Annotated in this window: 19 protein-coding genes; 5 read left to right on the top strand and 14 right to left on the bottom strand. The window is 68.5% G+C overall.

All coding sequences use genetic code 11. The features are described from left to right. Nucleotides 1-206: 206 nt before the first annotated feature. The 7 genes from ACYQ5L_RS33740 to ACYQ5L_RS33710 form a co-directional block, all read right to left on the bottom strand. Complete coding sequence (locus tag ACYQ5L_RS33740) at nt 207-842, bottom strand: hypothetical protein (protein ID WP_459962248.1); 636 nt, start codon at nt 840-842, stop codon at nt 207-209. Nucleotides 843-1,131: 289 nt separating this feature from the next. Further along, nucleotides 1,132-2,004: a cytochrome P450 gene (locus tag ACYQ5L_RS33735; RefSeq protein ID WP_459962247.1), complete on the bottom strand. Its 873-nt coding sequence runs from the start codon at nt 2,002-2,004 to the stop codon at nt 1,132-1,134. A 152-nt stretch (nt 2,005-2,156) separates the two neighbouring features. Continuing rightward, nucleotides 2,157-2,582 (bottom strand): type II toxin-antitoxin system VapC family toxin, encoded by a 426-nt coding sequence (locus ACYQ5L_RS33730; protein WP_459962246.1) that lies wholly within the window; start codon nt 2,580-2,582, stop codon nt 2,157-2,159. Then, the gene (locus ACYQ5L_RS33725; protein WP_459962245.1) at nt 2,570-2,800 is read right to left on the bottom strand and encodes a ribbon-helix-helix domain-containing protein; all 231 of its coding nucleotides are present in this window, start codon (nt 2,798-2,800) and stop codon (nt 2,570-2,572) included. Before ACYQ5L_RS33725 ends, ACYQ5L_RS33730 begins: the two co-directional genes overlap by 13 nt. A gap of 42 nt (nt 2,801-2,842) precedes the next feature. Next, nucleotides 2,843-3,304, bottom strand: a complete 462-nt coding sequence (locus tag ACYQ5L_RS33720) for an SRPBCC family protein (protein WP_459962243.1) — start codon at nt 3,302-3,304, stop codon at nt 2,843-2,845. 31 nt (nt 3,305-3,335) lie between these two features. Further along, complete coding sequence (locus tag ACYQ5L_RS33715) at nt 3,336-3,821, bottom strand: FKBP-type peptidyl-prolyl cis-trans isomerase (RefSeq protein WP_459962242.1); 486 nt, start codon at nt 3,819-3,821, stop codon at nt 3,336-3,338. Between the two features lie 118 nt (nt 3,822-3,939). Beyond that, the gene (locus ACYQ5L_RS33710) at nt 3,940-9,405 is read right to left on the bottom strand and encodes an ATP-binding protein (RefSeq protein ID WP_459962241.1); all 5,466 of its coding nucleotides are present in this window, start codon (nt 9,403-9,405) and stop codon (nt 3,940-3,942) included. A gap of 199 nt (nt 9,406-9,604) precedes the next feature. On the opposite strand from ACYQ5L_RS33710, the gene ACYQ5L_RS33705 reads away from it, so the two are divergent. Then, nucleotides 9,605-11,698 carry a phosphocholine-specific phospholipase C gene (locus ACYQ5L_RS33705; protein WP_459962240.1) on the top strand — a complete coding sequence of 698 codons (2,094 nt, stop codon included), beginning with the start codon at nt 9,605-9,607 and terminating at the stop codon, nt 11,696-11,698. A gap of 21 nt (nt 11,699-11,719) precedes the next feature. Here ACYQ5L_RS33705 and ACYQ5L_RS33700 read toward each other — a convergent pair whose 3' ends face one another. From ACYQ5L_RS33700 to ACYQ5L_RS33690, 3 genes are read right to left on the bottom strand one after another with little or no spacing between them, the layout of a single operon-like run. Beyond that, nucleotides 11,720-12,556 (bottom strand): hypothetical protein, encoded by an 837-nt coding sequence (locus ACYQ5L_RS33700; RefSeq protein WP_459962239.1) that lies wholly within the window; start codon nt 12,554-12,556, stop codon nt 11,720-11,722. Beyond that, nucleotides 12,556-14,136: an AAA family ATPase gene (locus tag ACYQ5L_RS33695; protein ID WP_459962238.1), complete on the bottom strand. Its 1,581-nt coding sequence runs from the start codon at nt 14,134-14,136 to the stop codon at nt 12,556-12,558. Before ACYQ5L_RS33695 ends, ACYQ5L_RS33700 begins: the two co-directional genes overlap by 1 nt. 36 nt (nt 14,137-14,172) lie before the next feature. Further along, a complete protein-coding gene (locus ACYQ5L_RS33690; RefSeq protein ID WP_459962237.1) occupies nt 14,173-14,511 on the bottom strand; it encodes a hypothetical protein in 339 nt (112 codons plus the stop codon). A 72-nt stretch (nt 14,512-14,583) separates the two neighbouring features. On the opposite strand from ACYQ5L_RS33690, the gene ACYQ5L_RS33685 reads away from it, so the two are divergent. Beyond that, on the top strand, nt 14,584-15,606 hold the full coding sequence (locus tag ACYQ5L_RS33685; protein WP_459962236.1) for an alpha/beta hydrolase: 1,023 nt from the start codon (nt 14,584-14,586) through the stop codon (nt 15,604-15,606). Nucleotides 15,607-15,667: 61 nt separating this feature from the next. On the opposite strand, the gene ACYQ5L_RS33680 is transcribed toward ACYQ5L_RS33685, so the two are convergent. The 4 genes from ACYQ5L_RS33680 to abaF form a co-directional block, all read right to left on the bottom strand. Then, on the bottom strand, nt 15,668-16,045 hold the full coding sequence (locus tag ACYQ5L_RS33680; RefSeq protein WP_459962235.1) for a VOC family protein: 378 nt from the start codon (nt 16,043-16,045) through the stop codon (nt 15,668-15,670). A gap of 89 nt (nt 16,046-16,134) precedes the next feature. Continuing rightward, nucleotides 16,135-16,836, bottom strand: coding sequence for a helix-turn-helix transcriptional regulator (locus tag ACYQ5L_RS33675; RefSeq protein ID WP_459962234.1), 702 nt, complete (start codon nt 16,834-16,836; stop codon nt 16,135-16,137). A 91-nt stretch (nt 16,837-16,927) separates the two neighbouring features. After that, nucleotides 16,928-17,590, bottom strand: a complete 663-nt coding sequence (locus ACYQ5L_RS33670; protein ID WP_459962233.1) for a GntR family transcriptional regulator — start codon at nt 17,588-17,590, stop codon at nt 16,928-16,930. Nucleotides 17,591-17,670: 80 nt separating this feature from the next. Next, nucleotides 17,671-19,044: a fosfomycin efflux MFS transporter AbaF gene (abaF, locus tag ACYQ5L_RS33665; RefSeq protein ID WP_459962232.1), complete on the bottom strand. Its 1,374-nt coding sequence runs from the start codon at nt 19,042-19,044 to the stop codon at nt 17,671-17,673. Nucleotides 19,045-19,224: 180 nt separating this feature from the next. Between abaF and ACYQ5L_RS33660 the strand changes: the two genes are divergently transcribed. The 3 genes from ACYQ5L_RS33660 to ACYQ5L_RS33650 are packed head-to-tail and all read left to right on the top strand — an operon-like array spanning nt 19,225 to nt 23,245. After that, nucleotides 19,225-20,136: a dihydrodipicolinate synthase family protein gene (locus ACYQ5L_RS33660; RefSeq protein ID WP_459962231.1), complete on the top strand. Its 912-nt coding sequence runs from the start codon at nt 19,225-19,227 to the stop codon at nt 20,134-20,136. Nucleotides 20,137-20,195: 59 nt separating this feature from the next. Next, complete coding sequence (locus ACYQ5L_RS33655) at nt 20,196-21,668, top strand: aldehyde dehydrogenase (NADP(+)) (protein WP_459962230.1); 1,473 nt, start codon at nt 20,196-20,198, stop codon at nt 21,666-21,668. Continuing rightward, the gene (locus tag ACYQ5L_RS33650) at nt 21,665-23,245 is read left to right on the top strand and encodes an NAD(P)/FAD-dependent oxidoreductase (RefSeq protein WP_459962229.1); all 1,581 of its coding nucleotides are present in this window, start codon (nt 21,665-21,667) and stop codon (nt 23,243-23,245) included. The genes ACYQ5L_RS33655 and ACYQ5L_RS33650 overlap by 4 nt, the downstream gene beginning before the upstream one ends.

Genomic DNA, 23,245 nt, shown 5'->3' with positions numbered 1-23,245 from the left:
AGACATTCGTGGTGCTTCGCAGGATCTTCTGGTTCCCCTGAAGCGACGAAGATAGTCACGGTGCAGCTGCTGCCCACGGGCGCAGCGTCGGCATTCCCGACGGACAGCTCGACTGGGCACGGTAGGCATCGCACAGCACAACCGCCCCCAAACCCTACCCAGCATGTTCGACACGGCGCTTACAGGTGCGGGTTTCACCACAGTAATCAGGTCAGCCTCTTCGTCCGAGGTTGGCCGAAGCCATACCCTCCGGCATTCCACACGATCTGCTGGAACTCATACGGCGAGATCGGTTGACGGGCCGCAACACCGCCGTCCATGGGAAATGGCCAGTAGCACAGTCCGCAACGGTGGCAATAGAGCGCCGCCGCCCACAACGCGGACGCGGTGGGAAGTCCTCGGGCGATGCGAGCGTTGTCACGGGATCGACGAGCCAGCAACAGAAAGGCCATCAGCGACGGGAGCGCGAACGGGAGCGTGAGCACGAGCCAAAAGCCAATCGGTGGCGCGGACTGCTCGGAGGATGTGTTCAAGGAGGCGGCGGCTCTGGTAATGGCGAACATGATCAGCGCGGCAATCAGCAGCAATATCCCGCAGGCTGCCGGGCCGGTCACGGAGCTGGCGGGTGGCGCCGGTCTGGTTGCTGCTGCCAGCGCAGTGGTTTGGGAACTGGAGGAACTCGCCGAGCCGAGAACCGGGACCACACTGCCCGAAGGGCCGATCCCCACACCCAGGTAAGTACTCGAACCCTGCACGGTAGACACTCCGGTTGCCGCGATCGCGTGCATGCTCTGCACCGCGTCGATTCGCCCGCAATTCGGGCAACAGTCTTCGTTCGCCATGTGCGTTCCCCACTGCTTCGGCTGTATTCCCCTGGCACTGGACCGATATCTGTCCAGCTGGGTCGCTGGACAAGTTGGTGAAGCTCATAGAATCTGGCCTGCGCGGAGAGGTGCACCGGGCCGACCGTCGCACACATCATTGACGGCCACGCCCGCGATCGTTGTCAAGATTCCTCGAACTTGGCGTTCGTGAAGGATGTCGCAATACAGGGGCCGGGGTGCAGTACAGGTTGCAGGATCCTCTGTGGCTGCCCGTCCTCCTCTGACGCAGGATGGTGATCGAGGTTCATCACGGCGAAGGGATGTTGATTGCATCAGGATGTCCGCCTGTGGCGGCCTCGCGAGACCTGCGGTGGATGCGCCGAGCCACTGTCACATCGGCAGAAATCCGCAGCTCACCCCGGGAGCGATTTGTTGTAGATGCTGTACGTGCCCCACCGGGGGCACTATAAAACCGCAGATAGATTGCTATTTTCCGTGTCCTCCGGCGGGTTCGTGATCTTGTTGTTCTTCGCCGTGCCGCCTCACATTCGGCCTGGCTTTGTCGTCGGACCTTCTGAAACCGCGGGCCGTCACCGGGAAGCGGGTTGCGGATGCCGGGAGTCAGGTCGCGGTCGCGCGCGCCGTCGTGTCCACGCTGTCCTGAGCCAGTGTTCGCGGGCAGGGCTCGCAGGCCGTGCTCGCGGAATGATGGCCGCCAAGGGAGCTCGGTGCGGGGGACCGCGAGCGTGAGGGCGGGGAAGCGCTGCAGGATGCTTCGGAGGGCGATGCGGGCTTCCAGTCTCGCCAAGGGGGCGCCCAGGCAGTAGTGGATGCCGTGGCCGAAGGCGAGATGGGGGTTCTCGGTCGGGAAGCGGCGAATCCCGAACTGGCTGGGATGCGTGTACCGCAGCAGCTCCTCGATCGCCTCATCACTGATTTCAGGCGAAGCCTGAAGTGTCGCAAGCTGATCGGGATTGTCCAGCAACGCCAGAATGCTGTTGCCGATCAGGTCCACCGAGTTCTGGTAGCCGGCCCAGAAGATCAGGAAGGCAAGGGACACAAGCTCATCCTCGGTGAGCCTGTCATTGTCCGCATCGCGGGCCGCGACCAGGTCGGAGAGGAAATCGTCGGACGGCGTGGCGCGCTTGCGCTCGATCAACTCCAGCAGGAACTCCTCCATTCGAGTAATGGCGAGCTTCGCCTCCTGCGGCCGTGCCGGCACTGTGTTACTCCGAATGCGTTGAAGGACCGGAACTTTCAACGATACCGACAGCACTCACGACGTTATCGGGGTGGCGGTGCAGTCGGTCCGGGGCGTTGAGGTTCTACTCGTCAAGGAAGCAGCGTGAAGGTGTCGATGTGCCGGGGCCGGGCCGCGGAGAAGTGGCGCCGGTCTGTGGTGGCGATGTGGGTAAGGTTCCGGCGTTCGGCTGCCGCGATGACCGAGGCGTCGGCTGTTCCCAGCGGGAGGTTGCGATACTTCGCGACGAGCTCGGCGATGCGAAGCCAGTCGGCGGCGTGTACGGGCTCGATGGTGAACAGGCCTTCGGCCAAGTCGCCGAGGAATCGGACTTCGGCATCGGTGCCGAGTCGGGTGCTGATGAGGTAGGCGGCCTCGGTGATGACCAGGGTCGGTACGACAAGAGGTCCGCGGTGGGTCTGGAGCAGTTCCAGGCAGGCTTCGTGGTGGGCGTCGTCCGCGTCGACGTAGGCGTACAGGGGTCCGGCGTCGACGACCAAGGCGGTTATCGGTCCCACTCCTTGCTCAGGATCTCGTCGATCCGGCTCGATACATCCGAACGGCCGCTCCTTCCCGCAGCTGCGGCGCCGAACCGCCGCCGCGCACCGGTCGGCGCGCACAAGTACTGCGCGATCGCCTCACGGGTCAGCTCAGCGACAGTGATGCCTCGCCGTGCTGCCTCGTGGCGCAGACGCTCGTCGAGCTCGTCGGGTAGCTTTACTGTCGTCCGCTTCATGGTATGCCAGCATACCCGGAGGATCGGGTAGCGACATCGGCATTAGTGCTGTTCTTCGACGACTTTCTTGATGCGGTGCAGGGTTTCGAGCATGTTCTCGCGGTTGGTCTTGCCTCGGGTCCAGCCCGCCAGGAACCAGTAGACGCGCAGGGGCAGGGTGCGGGCGAGTTCGAAGGATTCGGTGACGGCGGTGCCGGCTTCGGTGGGGGTGAGTTGGTAGCGCCAGGTGTTGATGGGCATGTCGCCGGGGCCGATGACGGTGAAGGCGAATTCGCGTTCCGGATCGCAGGCGATGATTTTGCAGACGGTGGAGTACTTGAGACCCCAGCCGTTGCGGTTCACGCGGCCGCGGAATTTGACGCCGACGGCCGGGGCGGTGGCGCCGCCCAGCCATTCGGCGCCGTAGGTTTCCGGGCTGAAGCGGCCCACATCGGTGACATCGCTGATCAGATCCCAGATGGGCGCGGCGGGCGCGGCCATCTGGACGGTGACTGAATCTTGCACGGTGCGAGCCTAACTCGCGGCCGGGCGCGGGTCAGTGCTCGTGATCGTCGTCGCCGTGCGGGTGGCCGTGGGCGAGCTCGTCGGAGGTGGCGTCGCGGACGTCGACGACGGTGACCCGGAAGTGCAGGCGTTCACCGGCCAGCGGGTGGTTGCCGTCGATGGTGACGTCGTCGCCGTCCACCTCGACGACGGTGACGATCTGGCCTTCGCCGTCCGGGGTCTCGGCCTCGAACTCCATGCCCACCTCGAGCTCGTCGATGGCCTCGAACATGTCCCGGTTCACCACGCTGACCAGCTCGGCCACGTAGTCGCCGTATCCGTCCTCCGGTTCGACCACGACGCTGACCTCGTCACCGGTGGTCTTGCCGTCGAGCGCCCGCTCCAGCCCGGGGACGATATTGTCCGCGCCGTGCAGGTACAGCAGCGGCGCTTCGCCCGCCGAAGTGTCCAGCACCTCGCCGGCATCGTCGGTCAGGGTGTAGTCGATGGAAACGACCTTGTCGGTACCGATCAGCATGGCGCGCGGCCTTTCGCCGGAAATTGCGGACGAGCAAATGTATCCGACGCCCGCCCCGGGCAAAGCCGAAGCCCCACCCGGCAATGAGCCGGGTGGGGCTTCGGTTGTTCGCGGGCCGTCAGCCCAGGCGGGCTTCGATGGCCTCGATGATCCGCGGACGCAGTTCGGCGGCGCGGATGATGGCGTCGACCGAACCGACCTGGACCGCGCGCTGGATATTGTGCACGCCGTCGAATTCCGCGGCGACCTCGCCGAGCTTCTCGGCTCGGACCGCGGAGCGCAGGTCGTCGAGTTCGGCGGCCAGGGTGGCGCGGTCGGTGCCGGTGGCATTGGCCGCGCTGGCCTGATGGTCGCGGACTCGCTGGTCGGCGGCGGTGCGGGCGTTCACCTCATTGGAGAAGACCACCGCGGCGGCGGGCGCGCCGCCGAGGACGGAGGCGAAGGAGCCCTCCAGGGCGAGGACGGTCATATTCGGGTTGAGCGCCTTCGAGAAGACCACGAACGCGCCGCCGTGATAGCGCGAGATCACGCAGAACACGATGGGGCCCTGGAAATTCACGATGGCACGGCCGATCTCGGCGCCGTACTCGAGCTGCAGCTTGCGCATCGACTCGGGTGAACCGTCGAAGCCGGACAGGTTGGCCAGCACGACGAGCGGGCGATTGCCGCTGGCCGCATTGATGGCGCGGGCCGCCTTCTTCGACGAGCGCGGGAACAGGGTGCCCGCGGTGTAGGTGTCGGGACCGTCGGTGGGCGGCAGGCCGCGGCGCGGCACGCTCAGCGACTCGATACCGAGCAGGCACACCGGGATGCCGCCGAGGCGGGCGTCCTGCACCACCGCGGTCTCGGCGTCGGCCATGCCCGCCCAGCGTTCCAGCACCGGGTGGTCCTGATCGGCCAGCGCCCGCATGACGGTGCGAATGTCGAAGGGCTTCTTGCGATCCGGGTTGGCGGTCGCGGAGAAGATCTCGCCGACGGTGGTGAAATCGCTGCCCGCCACCACATGCGGGAAGTCGGAGACGTCGCGATCGATGGGATCGCTGGTCGGCGACCGCCGCGGCGACTGCTCGCCGGGCGCCACATAGGTGTGGTCGTAGTGCGACATGAGCACGTCGCGGGCGGCGTGCAGGTTCGGCGCCCAGTACTGCGCCTGGCCGTTGGGACCCATGACGCGGTCGTAGCCGCCGATGCCGAAGTTGTCCTCGGCCGACACGCCACCGGAGAAGTCCAGGGACTGCTTGCCGGTGAGCACCATGGCCGAATCCGGGGTCATGACCAGAATGCCCTTGGTGTGCATGAGCATGGTGGCCTCGGCATTCCAGTACGGCTGTGCGCCGACATTGATACCCGCCACGACGATATTGATCTCGCCGCCGTCCTGGGTGAATTCGACGATCCGCTTGAGCGCGGCCGCCACCCAGTCCATGTTCTCGGTGCCGGACTCCATGGAGATGCGGGCGCCGGAGGACAGCGCGTACCACTCCAGCGGCACCTGCATCCGCTCGGCCAGATCCAGGGCCGCGATCACCCGGCGGCATTCCGGTTCCGACAGCGCGCCAAGGGATTTGGTCGGATCGCCGAGCAGCACCACGCGGGTGACGCCCTCGGGATGCAGTTCGGTCGGTGTGCTGACCACGCCCGCGACCAGCGCCGCGGTATTGCGGCCCTTGGGCCGGTCGACCGGAACCAGCGCGTGCTCGGAATCGAGGTCGTACTCGGCGAATTCACCCAGCATCGAGGTCAATTCGTACGGGTACACGGTGTTTCGGCTGCTGGCCCGCAGCACCTTCTGCCGGTACGCGTCGATCGGCTCGACCGGTTCGTCGGTCCGCTCGCTGATGGTCACGTCGGCGCCGCCGGTGGCATCGAAGGAGATGCGCACGGCGACCTTGGTCAGCTCACCGGTCTCCGGATCCCGCTGGCGCGCGATGAGCAGGATCTCCTCCAGCCCGGCGCCGGTGGTCATGGGCAGCACGTGCCCGCCGAGCACCGTCTCCAGTTCGGCGCGGGTGACGTCGACCGGCGGCCAGATGTACATGACGATGCGGTTGGTATTGAACCGCTTGTTCGACGGCCGCTGCGACTGCGCCCGGCGGATGGAGTCCAGGCAGGTGGCGATGGTGCTCTCCGCCGTCGGCAGGGCGAGCAGCCGCCCGTCGTGCTCGCGCAGCGCGGCCAGGTCGCGCACCTGCGCGAAGGCGATGAGCCGCTCGTCGGCCGGGTTCTCCTTGGCAATGGCCCGGAACAGGTACACCTCTTCGTCGTCCGAGGACGGCAGGCGGGTGAGGTCGAACTTGTGCAGCGACTTCATCTGCATCCGCTGCGCGATGTACGGGTGCAGACCGCGGATCAGCCGCTCCTCGGTCATCCCGGTGGCGGAGGGGCGGAAGGTGAAGTGGTGGTGCATGACCGCGCCGCCGCTGCCCGCGACGGTCGCGGTGATGCGATGCACCTGGTGCGGCAGCGGATGCGCGTTGAGCACCTCCTGCAGCGCCGCCGCCATGGCCTCGAAGTCCTCGGGCTGCTTCTCCCAGGCGAGGTAGATATCGGCCTCGATGGACGCGCCACCGCCCGCCAGCTCGCCCAGCCCGCGCAGCGCGGTGCCGAGCGCGTCGAAGCTCACCGCGGCCGAGACCAGGCTCAGGCCCCGGCGCTCGGCGATGACGAAGGTGCAGCCGCCGGCCTCCTGGGTGCGCACGCTGGTGAGGCCCTTGTTGCCGTAGTAGCGGCGGGTCAGCACCTCGAGCATGACGGTGTTGTCCTCGCTGCCGCGCACCAGCCGCTGCCCGAGCAACCGCACCAGCGGTTCGGTACTGCGCACCATATCGGCGATCCGCTCGGCGCGATCGGGCGTGCCCGGATTCGCGTCCAGATGGCTCAGGTGCTTGCGCACATTGGTGTACACGCGGGCGCGATTGCGTTGCAGCAGTGGGTAACCGAACCAGGCGTAGACCACGCCGCGGGTGAGGTCGGCGACCACGGGGAAGCGCACCTGGGTCGCCGCCACCAGCCGCTCCAGCGCCAGCCCGACGGGTTCGCGCAGCGCGCGGTCCGGCACCGGCTCCTGCAGCCATTCGCGCAGCAGCGCGGTGATGACCGCGACCGTGTCGGACGGCCGCTGCTGGGCCAGGAAGATCCGGAACACGGCGGCTTCCAGATCGGGCGTGCGATCCAGTTCGGTGACGCCGTAGTGACCGAGCGCCTTGGCCAGCTTGGCCTGGTAGGACTCCGGCAGCCCGGCGCGCTCGACATCGAGGCTCTGCAAGTAGGTGTGGAAGTACTCGCGCGCGCTGTGCACATGGCCGGGCGCGCTGTCGTCGTCCCACGACCGATTGTGGCTGAGCTCGGCGAGATCGGCGAACACCTGCACGAGTTCGAGTTCCTCGGCGAGCGGCCGGCGATTATCGGCCACGGCCTCGCGGCGGGCGGCGAGATAGTCGTCGACCACCCGGCCCTCGTCGTGCGGGTCGACGTCGAAGCCGAGCAGCAGGCTGCGCAGATCCTCGAGGCCGCGGGTAATGCGCTCCTCGGGCCGCTCCTCCGTGGTCCGGCCGGGCAGATCCAGATCGGCGGATTCGGTTGCGGCGGTGTCGGCCTCGTCGCCGTCCTCGGCCAGCGGCTCCAGCCGCAGCAGCGGCGCGCCGGTCTCCACCTGGGTGCCGACCGAGACGGCGCATTCCTTGAGCCGGGCCCGGAACGGCGCGCGCAGCACGGTTTCCATCTTCATGGACTCCAGCACCAGCACCGGCGCGCCCGCCTCGACCTCGGCGCCGACCTCCAGCGGGGTGGCCACGACCAGCGCGGGCGCGGGCGAGCGCACCACGCCGCCCTCGTCGCGGCTGATGCGGTGCGTGACGCCGTCGAGCTCGACCAGGTGGATCGGCCCGTGCGTGCCGGTGATCAGGCGATGCCGGGAGCCATTGACGATGATCTGCCCGGTGTGCTGGTCGAAACGCTCCAGATCGACGTCGGCGGTGCGGGTTTCGCCGCCCGCCTCGATGCCGATGCGGAACCGGTGCGCGCCGATGCGGGCCACCCGCACCCGGTAGCTCACGCCGCGCAGTTTGAGATCGCGCGGCCGCCCGCTCTCGTGCTGCACCTGCGGCCGTCCGCCGGAGGCGGTGGACAGCAGCCGGTGCCGCTCCACCCGCTCGTCCTCCTCGTAGGCGTCGATGGCCGCGGCGGCCAGCGCGATGGCGGAGTGGCGGTCGGAGACCAGGCGGCCCTGGGCGCGCACCCGGTCGATCCAGCCGGTGTCGGCGCTGGCGTCGATGACCTCGGGCTGGTTGAGCAGGTCGAGCACGAAGCTCTTGTTGGTGGCGCCGCCCTCGATGACGACCCTGGTCTGCGCCATGGCCCGGCGCAGCCGGCCCAGCGCCTGATCGCGGTCGCGGCCGTAGGCGATGATCTTGGCGATCATGGAGTCGAAGTCGGCGGGAATGGTGTCGCCCTCGCTGACACCGGTGTCCACGCGAATGCCGGGACCGGCGGGCAGGCTCAGCCGCGCGATGCGGCCCGGCGCGGGCGCGAAATCGCGATCGGGATCCTCGGCATTGAGCCGCGCCTCGATGGCATGGCCGCGCTCGGCGGGCGGTTCGCCTTCCAGCTTCTGGCCGGAAGCCACCTGCAGCTGCGCCCGGACCAGATCGAAACCGGTGGTGATCTCGGTGATCGGATGTTCCACCTGCAGGCGGGTATTCACCTCGAGGAAGGCGAACAGCTCGTCACCCGGGTGGTACAGGAACTCCACGGTCGCCGCTCCGCAGTAGCCGACCGCGATGGCCAGCCGCTCGGCCGAGGCCTTCAGCTCGGCGGCCTGCTCGGGCCGCAGCACCGGCGAGGCCGACTCCTCGATGACCTTCTGATTGCGCCGCTGCACCGAGCAGTCGCGCACGCCCAGCGCCCACGCGGTGCCCTGACCGTCCGCGATCACCTGCACCTCGACGTGCCGGGCGCCGGTGACGAGCCGTTCCAGGAACACCACGCCGCTGCCGAAGGCGCGCGCGGCCTCCTGGCGGGTGCGCTCGTAGGCGTCGACCAGCTCGGCCTCATTGGTGATCATGCGGATGCCGCGCCCGCCGCCGCCGGCGGTGGCCTTGAGCATGAGCGGGTAGCCGATCTCGGCGGCGGCCGCGACCGCGTCCTCCACGGTCTCGACCCCGCCGCGGCTCCACGGCGCGACGGGCACGCCGACTTCCTCGGCGATCAGCTTGGCGCCGATCTTGTCGCCGAGCTTGCGCATGGCTTCCGGGCTGGGCCCGATGAAGGTGACGCCGATCTGCTCGCACAGCTCGGCGAAGGCCGGGTCCTCGGCGACGAAGCCCCAGCCGACCCAGGCGGCATCGGCCTTGGTCTTGCGCAGGGCGCGCTCGAGCACCTTGAGATCCAGATACGGGCGGGCGGAGGCGGGACCGAGGTCGTACGCGATATCGGCCTCGCGCACGAAGGTCGCGTTGCGGTCGACATCGGTGTGCAGCGCGACGGTTTCGATCGGTTGCCCGGTCTCCGCGGCCAGATCTCGGACGGCATGGATGAGCCGCATGGCGGCCTCTCCTCGGTTCACGATGGCGATGCGGCTGAACACTCGCCGGCTCCTTCCATTCCGCGGCAATGGCCCGGTCGGGCGATGGTTGCGACTACCGGTCTCGCGTAGTGTGCCTTGCTATTGCCCGCAGGTACACAGCGTGCGGAGGTTACTCGCACGTATTCCGGGCAATTTATTGATTGACGCCGGGGCGGCGGGTGTTATCCGCTCGGCGCGATGGTCTTGATCTACTGAGGGCATGGCCGGATTCTCGCGTCGGAAAGTACTCGGGACCGCCGCCGCGGTTTCCGCCGGGGTGGCCGCGGTCACTGTTCTGCCGCTCGCACTGCACCGCGCCATGCGGGAACCGATGCGGTCCGGGGGGCTGGACGCGATCGAACACGTCATCCTGCTCATGCAGGAGAACCGGTCCTTCGACCACTATTTCGGAACGCTGCGCGGCGTGCGCGGATTCGGCGACGAATCGCCGCTGCGGCTGCGCGGCGGCGGCTCGGTCCTCCGGCAGCCGGTGTCCGGACCGGGCGGCGACACCGTGGCGCCGTTCTCGGCGCGGGAGGCGGCGCGGCGGGCGGGGCGGCCGGACGGCGATATCCAGTATCTGGACAGCCTCGACCACGAGTGGCGCGGCAGCACGGCGGCGTGGGCGCAGGGCTGGTGGGACGGCTGGATCCCGGCCAAGACGGCGGCGACCATGGCCTACTACGAGCGCGGTGATCTGCCGCTGCAGTACGAGCTGGCCGACACCTTCACCGTCTGCGATGCCTACCACTGCTCGATGCACGGCGGCACCAATCCGAACCGGAACTACTTCTTCACCGGCACAACCGGATTCGAGCCGGGCGGGATCACGCGGGCGATCGACAACGCCGCCTACGATCGCGATCACCCCGGATACGACTGGACGACGTATCCGGAACGGCTGGAGGCCGCGGGCGTGTCGTGGCAGATCTATCAGGAGTGGGACAACTTCACCGACAATCCGATCGAATATTTCGCACCGTTCAAGCGGATCGGCGAGAAGCTGCTGGCCGAGGTCGACGGCAGATACCGCACGACCGAGAAGCTCTACGAAGCGCTGCCGGGGAAGTGGGCGTGGAAGCAGCGCCGGCTGCTCGCGCAGCTGGAGGCGGCCAGGCAGCGGCTGACCCCGCAGGAGCGCAGCCTGTTCGACCGGGGCATGTATCGCAGCGAGCCGGACACCCTGCTGCGCCGCGTCGCCGCCGATATCGAGGCCGGCACGCTGCCGAAGGTCAGCTGGCTGGTGCCGCCCGCGAAATACAGCGAGCACCCCTCCGAATCGACGCCCTCCGGCAGCGCGGACTTCATCTACCGGCTGCTCGACCTCGTCGCCTCCGATCTCGAACTCTGGTCGAAGACGGCGATATTCATCAATTTCGACGAGCACGACGGCTACTTCGACCACGTCCCGTCCCCGGCGCCGCCCCGGCCCGCGAGCGGTTCCGGCGACGACTGGTTCGACGGCACGGCGATCGGCCTGGGCCCCCGGGTGCCCATGATCGTCGTATCACCGTGGACCATAGGCGGATACGTCGACTCCGAGGTCTTCGACCACACCTCGGTCCTGCGCTTCCTGGAACGCTGGACCGGAGTCCGCGAACCGAATATCAGCGCCTGGCGTCGCACCGTCTGCGGCGATCTGACCTCCGCCTTCGACTTCGCCACCGCCGCCGATCCGCCGAAACTGGCGCCGCCCGAACCGGTTCCGCCACGCGTCCGGCGCTGGCGCCCGGCCCCGCCGCCCGCCCCCGCACCCGCGGCACAGGAGCCGGGCCACCGCCCCGCCCGCCCGCTGCCGTACCAACCCGCGGTCAGCAGCGCGCTATCCGGTTCTACCCTCACCATCCGGTTGTCCAATACCGGGAAATCATCGGCGCATTTCGCGATCTACCCGTTCGCCGGAGAGGCGGAATATCCGGAGCACCGCGATGTCCTGGGTTTCGTGGATGAGCGGTTCACCGTCAATGGCGACTACGATCTCGTGGTCCAGGGGCCGAACCGATTCTGGTGCGAACTGCGCGGGAACACCGACGGCGCCGCAGCCGGCGTCGTAATCGGTTCCGAGGTAGGGGATTCGCGCGACCACCTGACAATTTCGCTGACCAATCGCGGCGCCCGCGCGGTGACTTCGATCCTCACCTCGCGGCGCTATTTCGGCACCCGGCGCGCCGTCGAAATCGCGTCCGGCGGGTCGCACCGTATCCAATGGCCCACGGAGCGCGGGTGGTACGACGTCGAGATCACCGCGCCCGATGACCCGCATTTCTACCGGCGCATCACCGGTCGGATCGAGAGGCGGAGCCAGCGGGAGTAGTCATCCGTATGCGTCGTCCGGTCACGTGCTGCGGAATCCGCCGTCGCAGTACCAGTCGGAGGACAGCAGGGCTTGGAACAGGGCTGCCTGCCAGGTGTTCCGATGCAGTCGTCGGCGGCCGTCGCGGTAGTCGGCGAGGACTTCACGGACGCCGTCGGGGCCGTCGCGGTGGTGGGCGCCGGCGCTGACGTAGGCGAGGGCGCGGATCTCGGAGCCCGCCTGGGCGGTGTAGAGGTTCGCCAGGCCGAGGGATCCGAAGTGGAACTGCACGCGGGCGGCCAGGTCCGGGCTCCAGTGTGAGGGGGCGGAGACGCCGAATATGGCCGCGGTGGGGGCGGATTCGATGATTTCCGCGACAAGCCAGATGTCGTCGTCCACATCGTCGAAGTAGGGGTGCAGGTAGACCTCGCCCGGATTCGCGGGAATGGCTTCGCTTTTCGTGTGATTGCAGTCCGCGCAGCAGGGGACCAGATTGGCGGGTGCGACCGCGAGCAGCGGGAAGTGCTTCTTGGGCAGGGCGTGATCGAGGCTGGCCACCGGGCGGTGACCGCAGAGCGGGCAGATCTGATCGGGCGCCGATTGCCGGATCTGGGTGTACACGGGCCGTCCGGGAGAGCTGCGGCGGACCATGCGGTTGTTGTAGGTGTTCTGCAGTTCCTTGTCGGTCACGTGGGCGGAGGTGAACTCCGCGGGCCGCAGGGTGTGCAATTGCCCCGCGGTGGCGGCGGATTCGTAGCGTTGTGCGGCCGCGGCCACCTCCGGGGCCGCGCGCAAGAGGCGCACGTGGTCTCTGCCGCGGCCGATGCAGCGGCGGAAGACGGCCTCGGCATCGTGCTGCGGCGGGGTGACGCTCCACATCAGGCGAGATCGCGATCTCTCGTCGCCACCAGGCCGCGCAGGATGCTGCGGGCCTCGCCGCCGAGATGCCCTCGGAAGTTCGCCAGAATGTCGTCGTAGCTGCCGCCCTCGGCCACGGCGTCCAGCAGCAGCTGGTGAAATCCGGACTTGGTCACTTCGAGGCCGAAGACGTCCTGGGTGAGGACGCTGACATTCTCGCCGAAGGTCTCGACGCGGGGCCGGACGAAGGAGGTGGCGCCGCCGGACTTGTGCAGGATCCACGCGCACTCGTGCGGAACCTCCTGCAGCACAACGGGGGAGTGCGTGGCCACCAGCGCTACGCCATTGCGGTCCACGAGCAGATCCGACAGGGCGCGGACGAAGGCGCTCAGCAGCGGCGGATGCAGATGCGCCTCGGGCTCGTCGATCAGCACCAGGGAGCGTTCGTCGACCTGCTCCACCAGCCGCGTCATGATCAGCAGCACGATCTTGTGGCCGGAACTGAGCGAGCGGAACATGTCCCGGGCGCGGGCCCGCTGCTTGTCCTCGTCCTCGCTGTCCTCGTCGTCGGCCAGGCTCGCCACCTCGTAATCGGCGAACACCGGATCGGCCTGCAGATGGCTCAGCGCCCGCCGCCATCGCGGCAGCCGTTCGCCCCGTAGGCAATTGAGCACGCTGGAGCTGAACTCGCGGCTCAGCATGAGCGGGGACTTGGTGGACACCCGCGATGTCGGCCCGGTGGGCTCGGCCCGCTCCGGCGAGGCCTTCAACCCGATGTAGACGTAGTTCTCGCCGCGCCGCGGCGTCACCGGATCCACCGAGTCGAAGGCGCTGAACGATACCGACACCACCTTCGAGAATCCGGTCGTATCGCCGGCGTCCGCGCTCACGAACTCGAATTCACCCAGACCGTCCCCGTGCGACCGCTGCCCGACCAGGGCGCGGGTCATCCTGTCGAGCAGTCTCGTCTTGCCGACCCCATTGCGGCCGATGAGTACTTGAATATTGGTGGGCGGCTTGGAATCCGGCACCACCAGGAAGCCGATGCCGTCCTCCCGGGCATCCGGGGCCCCGGGGAAGAAGGTGAACCGGTAGCGGGTCAGGCGTGCGCCGCCGTGCGCCATCCGCCGGAACTGCCCTTCGACGGTCGCGCGGCTGATGAACCGCAGCAGCGATTTCTCCGTCACGCGCTCGCCGAGGGCCGGTGCGAGCAATGCGTCGTCGTAGGCGAGATCGTTCAGAGCGCCCAGGATGGTCTCGCGCACGTCGGCTCCCAGCCGGTTCAGGGCGTCGTAGTAATCCGCGTCCTGACCGAGGGAGAAGAACCGGTCCCGCGCGAGCGAGTGAAATCGATTGGGCAACTCCGGATTCCGGAAGCCCGAACCGTCATCGCGTGCGGCATTGCGCCCGGCCCCCTTGCCCATGCCGAACCGGCCGATCTTGACCGAGCCGATCGGATGCTCCAGCAGCCCGTCGTCGACGTACACCAGTGAGAAGGTGGTCTCGAACCGGAACCAGTCGTCCCAGTCGTTCGGATGCAGATAGCCGGTTCGTGGCCGCCGATCTCCCGGATCGTCCGCTCCGACAACGACGAATTCCATGTCGTCCACCCGCTCAGCCGCCGCGCACGCCCCCGTTCAGCCGTGCGTTCCACCGCTGAAATCGTACCGAGCCCAGGCCGGATGCACGGGCGGCATCCACCGGCGCAGTGCGATCTCGTGCCCGAGCTGTAACAGCTTCTCCGGATTGCGCACGGCATACAGGCCGGTGATGCGGCCGTCATCGATGCGCAGCGACGCCGCGGCGATCCTGGCCAGCACCTGGGCCACCGGCCCGGCGCCCACCAGCGGCTCCAGCGCGGCCTGCTCGAGCCCGCCGCCATCGGTCAGCGCATGGATCCGGCAGTGGCGCACCTCACGCCCGAATTGGCGCAATAGCCGCCGATGCACGACGCTGTCCAGTAACGGTTTCGCCACGCCGGAAGATCAACCGTGTCGGGGAGGTTTCCCGCGAGCCGTTCGAAGCACAGTGAGTAAGGGATTTGATTGATGCGTTGTCGACTACCGAGACGATCGCTCGCCGCGCTGCGGGCAGGCGCTGTGGCGCTCACCGTTGCGATGTCCGTGGCGGTGGTCGGAGGTACCACTTCAGCGGCGCCCGCCAAGGCGTCCTCGGTCACCTCCGTCCAGAAGGACGGGCGGACCTGGCACCTGAAGGTGTACTCGGCGGCAATGGATCAGGAGATCACCGTCGACGTGCAGCGTCCCGTCGACGAGTCCACGCCCGCGCCCAATCTGTGGATGCTCAATGGCCTGGACGGCGGTGAGGGCACCGCGAGCTGGAAGGCGCAGACCGATGCGCTGCAGTTCCTCGCCGACAAGCAGGTCAATGTCATCCAGCCGATCGGCGGGCGCGGCACCTACTACACCGACTGGCTGAAGCCGGACCCCAAGCTCGGCGTGAACATGTGGAAGACGTTCTTCACCGAGGAACTGCCGCCGCTGCTGGACAGCACGCTGAACTCCACCGGCCTCAACGCCCTGGCCGGCCTGTCCACCTCCGGCACCTCGGTGCTGCAGTTGGCCGAGGCCAAGCCGGGCCTGTGGAAGGGCGTCGCGGCTTACAGCGGCTGCGCGCAGATCGCCGATCCGGCGGGCAAGCAGTTCGTCAAGTTCTCCACCGAGACCTGGGCCGGTGGTGACACCAAGAACATGTACGGGCCGGACGACAGCCCGCTGTGGGTGGAGAACGATCCGGTCATCAATGCCGAGAAGCTGCGCGGCACCCAGCTCTACATCTCCAGCGGCAGCGGCATCCCGGTCATGGAGGACGTGCAGTACTACCTGAGCAACGCCCCCGGCGTCACCGGCGCGATCAACCTCACCCTCGGCGTGGTGATCGAGGCCGCCGTCAACGGCTGCACCGCCAACCTCAAGAACAAGCTGGACTCGCTGGGGATCCCGGCGACCTACCAGTTCAACCCGGTCGGCACGCACTACTGGCCGTACTGGGAAGAGGCCCTGCACAAGTCGTGGCCGATGCTGGCCACGAGCATGCAGATCCAGGCCTGATCAATTACCTCTGGTTCGGTCCGGGAGCCCTGTGGGCCCCGGACCGAACGCTTTTCGGGGGCTACTTCGGCGCGGGGGTGAAGACGCCGAAGCAGTTGCCGGAGGTGTCCAGGATCTTGGCGAACACCAGGCCGTCCGGGGAGGTGAACGGCGGTGTGGAGATCTTGCCGCCGTGCTGTTCCGCCGCGGCCACCGTGGCCGCGACATCCTGGACCAGGACGAAGAAGATCGCGTGATTTCCGGCGGGGTCCGGGGTGTGCGCGATGCCGCCGTAGGGAATCTCGCTGCCGGGATAGCTGACCAGGTCGTAGCTGCCGCCGCCATTCGGATCCGCGGCGAAGTTCCAGCCGAACAGCGCGCCGTAGAAGTCCTTGACGCGGTCGGGTTCATTGCTGCCGACCTGGAACCAGGCGACCGTGTTGAAGGCGGGTGCGGTCATTGTTCGTCTCCCGAAGAGTCGTGGTGGTTGTGCTTGCGCCACAACGATCTCCCCGTTCGGCGACAACCCGCTGTCGGTGTTTCCGTCCGTCAGAGCGTGATCGCTCGCACACGATGCAGCGGCGCGTCCAGATCGCAGGATTCGAGCGTGCGCTCCGGGGCCGCCGAATCGGTCAGGGTCACCCCGGTCATCCGATCCAGCCGGAAGCAGCGGGCCTCGTCGCGCAGCCGGCACCAGGCGATCAGATACCAGCCGGGCGTGCCGAGCAGCAGGGCGATGGGCTCCACTTCGCGCTCGCTGTGCGCGCCGACGCGGTCGAGGTAGCCGATGCGCAGCGCCCGGCGCGCGAGGATGGCCTGTTCGACGACCGGCGGTATCGGTGCGGGCGCGGGCGCGTCCGGACCGTCCAGCAGTCGCACCCGGGCGGCCAGCTCGCGCGCGGCCGCGGTGCTCTGCTGCGACATGGCCGCCAGGATCTTGTGCAGCGCACTGTGCCCGGCCCGGGCGAACGGGCCGTCGTGACCGCGCGCCACCGCCACGGCCAGCGCCACCGCCTCGGCCGCGGTGAAATTCAGCGGCGGCAGCGACATGGTCTTCTCCAGGGCATAGCCGCCCCGCCGCCCGACATCGGCGTAGATGGGCACCCCGGACTGCTGCAGCGCGCTGATATCGCGCTCGATGGTCCGGATGCTGACCCCGTACCGGGCGGCCAGCTCCCGGGCGGTGCGCATGCGCGGCGCGACGGCCCGCAACTGTTCCACGATCGCGTAGAGCCGATCCGTGCGGTTCACGCCTCGACCGTAGCGATCACCACCGACATGTTCCGCGCCTGGCGCCCAAGGGTTCTCACCCGCGGCGGGGGACGGCCGGATCGGTCCGGGCTCAGGCCTCGGGTTTGGCCCAGCGGCCGCGGGCCTGCTTGATGTGCTCGCACAGGAAGCTCTCGACGGCGTCCTGATCGCGGGATTCGATGAGGTCGACGATGGTGAAGTGCTCGCGGGCGACATCGACGAGCTCGCCCTTCTGCGCCAGGGCGGCGAGGCCGAACAGGCGGGTGTGGTCGCGCAGGTCGGAGACGAGGGCATTGAGGCGGGGGTTGTCGGCATAGCCGAGCAGGGTCAGGTGGAAGACCTGGTCGGCGGCGGTGTACTCGACCAGGTCACCGCGCTCGGCGCCGTCGACGATCGCGGCGGCGAGTTCGCGCAGCCGGGGGAGATCCGCGGCCGGAATCAGCGGTGTGACCGCGCGGACGGTGGGCGGTTCCAGCAGCAGCCGGATCTCGGTGATGTCGTCGAGGTCCTTCTCGGCGACCTCGGTGACGCGAAAACCCTTGTTGGGCACGATGGAAATGAGATTCTCGCGGGCCAGATCCTGCATGGCCTCCCGCACGGGCGTGGCGGAGACGCCGAAGCGGGCGCCGAGGGTGGGGGCGGAGTAGACGACGCCCGGTTCCATCTCCCCGGCGATAATGGCCGCGCGCAGCGCCCGCGAAACCTTGTCGCGGAGACTGACCTTCTCCATCTGGGTGAAGTGGTCGATGCTCACGTGCCCGTACCCCTGCTCATGATCGGCTGATTCGATCGGTCGCCCGCATTCTATGCCATGTCACGTGGCATCCCACGGATTCATCGTGCGGCCGCCTCCGCGTCGACGGCCCGCAGCGAGGCGCCCGAGGTCTCCTTGGCCAGGCCCACCGCGAGAACCGAGAGGGCCGCCGCCGCAACCAGATACAGCGAGATCGGCACCGAACTGTGGAAGCCGTTCAGCAGGCTGACGGCGATCAGCGGCGCGAGCGAGCCCGCCATAATGGGCGCGACCTGATAGCAGAACGAGAGCGCCGTGTACCGGACGCGTGTCGGGAACATCTCGGTCATGAGGGCGGAATACGGTGCGTAGGTGAGTGATTCGATCGCCAGGCCGAGGGTGATCGCCACGATGATGATGGCGTAGTTGCCGGTGTCCATCATCGGGAAGGCGGCGAATCCCCAGCCGGCGGTCAGCACCGCGCCGGTGAGGTAGACCGGCCGGCGGCCGATCAGATCCGAGAGCAGCCCGGCGGCCGGGATCATGAAGAAGTGCAGCAGGTGCGCGACCAGCATCAGGCCGAGAATCGGCGCGGTGTCCACCTCGACCACCAGCTTGAGATAGGTGATCGAGAAGGTCACCACGAGGTAGTAGAGGATGTTCTCCGCGAAGCGCGCGCCGATGCCGATCAGCACCGCGCGCCGGTGATACCGCAGCACCTCCACGATGCCGAGCGAACGCTGTTGATCCGCTTCGAATTTCGCCTGCGCCTCGACGAAGATCGGGGCGTCGTCGACGCTGGAGCGCACCCAGTAGCCGATGATCACGACGACGGCCGACAGCCAGAAGCCGATCCGCCAGCCCCAGGACAGGAACTGCTCGTCGGACAGGTTCGCGGACAGCACCAGCATCACGACCGTCGCCAGCACATTGCCCAGCGGCACGCCCGCCTGCGGCCAGCTGGCCCAGAAGCCGCGGCGGTCATCGGGGCTGTGCTCGCTGACCAGCAGTACCGCCCCGCCCCATTCGCCGCCGAAGGCGAAGCCCTGGATCAGGCGCAGCGTCACCAGCAGGATCGGCGCCCAGTAGCCGATGGCGTCGAAGCCCGGCAGGCAGCCCATGAGGAAGGTCGTGATGCCGACGACCACCAGGCTGAGCTGGAGCAGGGCCTTGCGGCCGACCCGATCGCCGAAGTGGCCGAACAGTAGCCCGCCGAATGGTCGCGCCAGAAAGCCGACCGCGTAGAGCGCGAAGGCGGCGATGATGCCGTCGACCGCATTGCCGCTGGACCGGAAGAACACCTCGCCGAAGACCAGTGCCGAGGCGGTGCCGTACAGGAAGAACTCGTACCACTCGGCCACCGCGCCGGCCATGGCCGCGGCCACGATGCGGCGTAATCCGGTGGGTGCCTGGGTTTTCGGTGCGGTATCGCCGGATTGCGGTGTGGTTGCGGCGGTGTCGTCGACAGCGGTCATGGTGGGCGCCCTCATCGCTCAGTGAAGTGTGACATTGCACCGTAGAGAAGTGACCGCGCTCACGCAAGTGGTTGCGTGAGGCGGGCCACACCCGCTAGCTTCAGTGCAATGTCACACGGCACTGAGGTGGCAGCGGCGGCCGGGCGCTCTTCCCGGACTCTCGACCCGATGGAGGCCCTCATGACCGAAACGACCACGTCACCGGCGTACAAGCCGTGGCACGGGGTACTGGTCGCGACGACCCTGCCGTTCACCGCGGACCTGGCGGTCGACTACGACGCCTACGCCGAACACGTGGCGTGGCTGGCGGCCAACGGCTGCCACGGGGTGAGCCCGAACGGCTCGCTCGGCGAATATCAGACGCTCTCCGACGCGGAGCGGGCCAAGGTGGTGACCACCGCCATTGCCGCGGCGCCGGCCGGATTCACGGTCATGCCCGGCATTGCCGCATACGGTGCGTTGCAGGCGCGCCGGTGGGCCGAACAGGCCGCCGAGGCCGGGGCGCAGGCGGTCATGCTGTTGCCGCCCAACACCTATCGCGGCGGCCGGGATTCGATCCTCGATCACTACCGCACGGTGGCGCGGGTCGGTCTGCCGATCGTGGCCTACAACAACCCGATCGACACCCATATCGATCTGACTCCCGACATTCTGGCCGAATTGCACGCCGAGGGCCTGATCGTGGGCGTCAAGGAGTTCACCGGCGATGTGCGCCGCTGCTACGAGATCAAGGAGCTGGCACCGGATCTCGATGTGCTCGTCGGCTCCGACGATGTGGTACTCGAACTCGGCATCGCCGGTGCGGTCGGCTGGGTGGCCGGTTACCCGAACGCGATTCCGCAGTCGACGGTCGAGCTCTACAACGCGGCGGTGAATCGCGATCTGGACAAGGCGCTGCCGCTCTACCGCGACCTGCACAAGCTGCTGCGCTGGGATTCCAAGACCGAATTCGTGCACGCCATCAAGCTGTCCATGGATCTGGCCGGGCGGCCCGGCGGTCCCTGCCGTCCCCCGCGCGTGCCGCTGGCGCCGGAATTGGCCGCGAAGATCGCCGCCGATACCCGCGAGGTGCTGGCCAAGGGCTACCGGTAATCGGTGATCCCGCAACCGAAACCGCACGCGCACTGGTGAATACGGGAAGCGAGAATGCGATGACCATCGACGAGACGACCACGGTCGAATTCGTTGCCGATACGACGCCCGCGGGGGTCGACAGCGCTGTCGACGCGGCCGCCTCGGCCGCCGCGCCCTGGGCCGCCATGGAATTGGCCGAGCGAGCCCGGGTGCTCGACACCATCGCGGACCGGCTCGACGCCCATGCCGCAGAGCTGATCCCACCGGCGATACGGGAGACCCGGCTGCCGGAACCACGCCTGGCGGGCGAGCTGAAGCGAACCACCTTCCAGCTGAGGCTCTTCGCGCAGCTGGTGCGCGACGGTGGATTCCTCGATGTGCGCATCGACACCGCGGATGCGCAGTGGCCCATGGGCGTGCCACGACCGGACCTGCGCCGCATGAACATTCCGCTCGGCCCGGTCCTCAACTTCGCGGCCGGCAACTTCCCGTTCGCCTTCTCCGTCGCGGGCGGTGACACCGCCTCAGCGCTGGCCGCGGGCTGCCCGGTCGTCGTCAAGGCCAGTCCGGGTCACCCGGAACTGTCCAGCGCGGTCGGCGCTCTCGTGGCCGAGGCGATCAGCGAATGCGGCGCTCCCAGCGGCACATTCGGCCTGATCTTCGGCCGCGACGCCGGTGTGCGGGCACTGCTCCATCCGCGCACCGCCGCCGTCGCCTTCACCGGTTCCACCGCGGGCGGCCGTGCGTTGTACGACCTGGCCTGCGGCCGGCCGACACCGATCCCGTTCTACGGTGAACTGGGCTCGATCAATCCGGTCTTCGTGACGCCCGAGGCGTCGCGGTCGCAGGCCGCCGACATCGCAGCGGGACTGCTGACGGCGGTGAGTTCCAGTGCGGGACAACTGTGTACGAAGCCCGGCCTGGTAGCGGTGCCTGAGGGGGCCCCGGTGCTGGCCGAGCTGATCGGCGCTACCCCGGCACCCACCGGCGAGATGCTCAACGACCAGATTGCGGCCGGGTTCGAGAAGGCTGTCGAGCAGGTGCGTGCGCATTCCGCGGTCGGCGTGCTGGCCGGTGGCGGACCCGGCGCGGCGTTGTTGCTGACCACGACCGCTCGCGCCGTACTGGCCGATCGGAAGGGCCTGATGCGCGAGATGTTCGGCCCGGCAACGCTGGTGGTGACCTACCGGGACACCGCCGAACTGCTCGAGCTGGCCCGGTCGTTGCACGGCGAGTTGACCGTCTCGGTCTTCGGCGACCAGGCCGACGACACCACCCGCGCCCTCCTCACCGCCGCCGCGACCGTGGCCGGGCGCGTCCTGTGGAACTCCTGGCCCACCGGCCTGTCGGTGACCTACGCCCAGCAGCACGGCGGCCCCTACCCGGCCACCACCGCACCGTCGACGACCTCGGTGGGCACCGCGGCCGTCACCCGCTTCCTGCGCCCGGTCGTCTTCCAATCGGTACCCGACGACCTGCTGCCGCCGGCGTTGCGCGAGGCGAATCCGCTGACGGTTCCGCGTTCGGTGAACGGGGCACCCGCGCAATGACTCTCGGCGACAGCACGGGGGAGGCCCGGCCCGGCCCGTACCGGCGTGACCCCGCACCCGGTGGTGGCGGCCCGGCTGCCGCCGATGGCCGCGTGCCGGACCAGGCTGCCACCGATGGCCGCGTGCCGGACCAGGCTGCCGCCGATGGGCGCGTGCTGGACGGGACTGCCGCCGATGGGCGCGTGCTGGATCAGGCTGCCACCGATGGCCGCGTGCCGGACCAGGCTGCCGCCGATGGGCGCGTGCTGGACGGGACTGCCGCCGATGGGCGTGTGCTGGACGGGACTGCCGCCGATGGGCGCGTGCAGGGCCGGGCCGGAAGTTCGAACGGCGATCCGGCGCGACGGACGACGGGCGGCGCGGCCGACACGGTGATCCTCGACGGGCTTGCGGTGCTGATCATTGGTGGCGGCATGATCGGCTGCGCGCTTGCGCACCGGCTCGGCCTCGCGGGTGCGTCTGTGCGGGTCTGTGAGGCCGGTGGGCTCGCCTCGGCGACCACCGCGCACGGCGAGGGCAATGTGCTCGTATCGGACAAGGGGCCGGGGCCGGAGCTGGAGCTCGCGCGGCTGTCGCGCGGATTGTGGCCGGAAACCTTGGTGCGCATCGGCGAGCGCCTGCCCGATGAGGTCGCCGCCGCCGAATGGGAGCCCAAGGGCGGCATTGTCGTCGCCACCACCGAGGCCGGGGCCACCGCACTGGACGAGTTCGCCCGTGGCCAGCGCGCGGCCGGAGTGCGGTGTGAGGATCTCGACGCGGATCGGCTCGCTACGGCCGAACCCGCGTTGACCCGGGATGTGACCGCGAGCGTCTACTACCCCGATGACGCTCAGGTGCAGCCCGTCGGCGCGGCGGCGGCCCTGATCGGGTCCGCCGTCGCGGCCGGGGCGATCGTCGAAACACGGTGCGCCGTAACCGGACCCGTCGTACAAGGCGGCCGTCTCACGGGTGTGCGGACCACGCGAGGAATCCGCTACGCCGATGTGGTGATCAATGCCGCCGGGCCGTGGTCGGGCCGGGTGTCCGAACTATTGGGTGCGCCGATCGCGGTCAAACCCCGCCGGGGCGATGTGCTGATCACCGCGCCCATGCCGCCCACCGTGTTCCACAAGGTCTACGACGCGGATTACGTAGGCGCGGTCAGCAGTTCGGACGCGGCCCTACAGTCCTCGGCCGTGGTCGAGTCCACCCGGGGCGGCCCGTTGCTGATCGGCTCCTCGCGCCGCCAATGCGGCTTCGACGACCGGCTGCGCCCCGACAGCCTGGCCGCCATCGCCCGCAAGGCCCTGCGCCTTTACCCGGTCCTCGCCGACGTGGCGGTCATGCGCGCCTACGGCGGCTTCCGCCCCTATGTCGACGACCACCTCCCGGTGATCGGCCCGGATCCCCGGCTGCCCGGCCTTTGGCACGCAACCGGCCACGAGGGTGCGGGCATCGGCCTCTCGGTCGGCACCGCCCACCTCCTGACCGCCGCCCTCGCGAACCTGCCCACCGAGGTCGACATCACGGCTTTCGCCGTGGACCGACCCGCCGTCCTCGCCCCGCTCGAATCGACGAAGAAGTACGTATCGCTATGA

The organism is Nocardia sp. IFM 10818 (genome assembly GCF_054655275.1).
The sequence above is the reverse complement of the archived record's forward strand: the minus strand, read 5'-3'. Positions and strand labels throughout refer to the sequence as shown.